Annotated in this window: 2 protein-coding genes; both read right to left on the minus strand. The window is 70.0% G+C overall.

Translation table 11 applies throughout. The features are described from left to right. On the minus strand, nt 1-493 hold a 493-nt coding region (locus tag Q0L15_RS18935; protein WP_296606065.1), incomplete at its 3' end, for a thioesterase family protein. A 218-nt stretch (nt 494-711) separates the two neighbouring features. Next, nucleotides 712-2,466: translational GTPase TypA (gene typA / locus Q0L15_RS18940; protein ID WP_296606066.1), on the minus strand; the 1,755-nt coding region annotated here is incomplete at its 5' end.

Below are 2,466 nucleotides of genomic sequence, written 5' to 3' on the forward strand. Positions count from 1 at the left end.
TCGCGGCGTCCCACGGCAGCTTCGCGTCCTCGGCGATCCGCTCGTCGAGGGCGGCGGCGACGTCCTCGGGCCACGGCTCGGTTCGCCGCGAGGCCATCGAGATGTGGAGGAAGACCTCCTCCATCACGTAGCTCAACCGCTGGTGGGTGTCGTCGAGCAGGAAGACCAGCGCGTGCGCGGCCCGCTCCGAGCGGCCCAGCAGCCGCACCCGGCACGACATCCGGTCGCCGGTGCGCAGCTCGGCGAGGTAGGTCAGGTGGTGCTCGGCGGAGAAGCAGGCGTGCCCCAGGGCCGGCCAGTTCTGCGGGATCCCGAGCGGCACCAGCGACTCGTCGAGGCCCTCGCTCGCGATGCCGGTGTAGTGGCGCACGTTGAGGTGGCCGTTGACGTCCTCGAAGGCCACGGGCACCGGCTGCTCGGCGTACGCCGGCAGGTCGACGAGCTGGTCGTAGGTGGGGTGGCTGGCGTGCGGGGCCGAAGACTGGGTGGTCACGCGGGCTGATGTTACTGCCCGGTCGGCGTGGCCACGCTCATCGGGTCGTGTGCCTGAGCACGCGCCATGGCGCGTGCTCAGGCACACGACCCGTCGGGCGGTGGGCTACTTCGCGGCCTTGCGCGCCCGGCTCGCGGTCGGCGCTCCTTCGTCGCGCGACAGCTCGCCTCGCAGAAGACGAGCAAGCAGAACCCTCCGCTCGTTCCTCGCTACGGGCCCTACTTGCTCGCCTTACGCGCTCGGCTCGCGGTCTTCGCCCGCTCGTTCTGGTCGAGCACGACCTTGCGGATGCGCACGGTCTCGGGCGTCACCTCGACGCACTCGTCCTCGCGGCAGAACTCCAGGCACTGCTCGAGCGAGAGCTTGCGCGGCGGCACGAGCTTCTCGAAGTTGTCGGAGGTCGCGGACCGGATGTTGGTCTGCTGCTTCTCCTTGGTGATGTTGACGTCCATGTCGTCGGCGCGGGAGTTCTCGCCGACGATCATGCCCTCGTAGACCTCGGTGGTGGGCTCGACGAACATCACGCCGCGCTCCTGCAGGTTCGTCATCGCGTACGCCGTGGCCGCGCCCGCCCGGTCCGCGACCAGCGAGCCGTTCTGGCGCGACTTGATCTCGCCCGCCCACGGCTCGTAGCCCTCGGAGATGTGGTGGGCGATGCCGGTGCCGCGGGTGTCGGTGAGGAACTCGGTGCGGAACCCGATCAGCCCGCGGGCGGGGACCAGGAACTCCATGCGCACCCAGCCGGTGCCGTGGTTGGTCATCTGCTCCATGCGGCCCTTGCGGGTGGCGAGCAGCTCCGTGATGGTCCCGAGGTACTCCTCGGGCGCGTCGATCGTGAGCCGCTCGACCGGCTCGTGGATCTTGCCGTTGATCTCGCGGGTGACCACCTGCGGCTTGCCCACGGTCAGCTCGAAGCCCTCGCGGCGCATCTGCTCGACGAGGATGGCTAGCGCCAGCTCTCCGCGGCCCTGCACCTCCCACGCGTCGGGGCGCTCGGTCGGGAGCACCCGCAGCGACACGTTGCCGACCAGCTCGGAGTCGAGGCGGTCCTTGACCAGGCGCGCGGTGACCTTGTGGCCCTTGCCGCCCTTGCCGACCAGCGGGGAGGTGTTCGTGCCGATCGTCATCGAGATCGCGGGCTCGTCGACGTGGATCAGCGGCAGCGCGACCGGGTTGTCGACGTCGGCCAGGGTCTCACCGATGGTGATGTCGGGGATGCCCGCGACGGCCACGATGTCGCCCGGGCCGGCGGACTCGCCGGACTTGCGCTCGAGACCTTCGGTGATGAGCAGCTCGGTGATCTTCACGGTCTTGGTGGTGCCGTCGCGCTTGATCCAGGCCACCTGCTGGCCCTTGCGCAGCGTGCCCTCGTGGACGCGCACGAGCGCGAGCCGGCCCAGGAACGGCGAGGCGTCGAGGTTGGTGACGTGGGCCTGCAGCGGTGCGTCCTCGGTGTACGTCGGCGCGGGGATCGTCTCGAGGATCGTCTTGAACAGCGGCTCGAGGTCGGGGGAGTCCGGCAGGCCGCCGTTCTCGGGCATCTCCAGCGACGCCCGGCCGGCCTTGGCCGAGGCGTAGACGACCGGGAAGTCCAGCGCGTCCTGCCCGTGGCTCTCGTCGAGCAGGTCCATGAACAGCTCGTAGGTCTCGTCGACGACCTCGGAGATGCGGGCGTCGCCGCGGTCGACCTTGTTGACGACGAGGACGACCGGCATGTCGGCGTTCAGCGCCTTGCGCAGCACGAAGCGGGTCTGCGGCAGCGGGCCCTCGGAGGCGTCGACGAGCAGCACGATGCCGTCGACCATCGAGAGGCCGCGCTCGACCTCGCCGCCGAAGTCGGCGTGGCCGGGGGTGTCGATGATGTTGATCGTCATCGGCTGGCCGCCGCCCGACGGGCCGGAGTAGTGGATCGCGGTGTTCTTCGCGAGGATGGTGATGCCCTTCTCGCGCTCCAGGTCGCCGGAGTCCATGAC

It is taken from the genome of Nocardioides sp., from assembly GCF_024509035.1.
Classification (GTDB): domain Bacteria; phylum Actinomycetota; class Actinomycetes; order Propionibacteriales; family Nocardioidaceae; genus Nocardioides.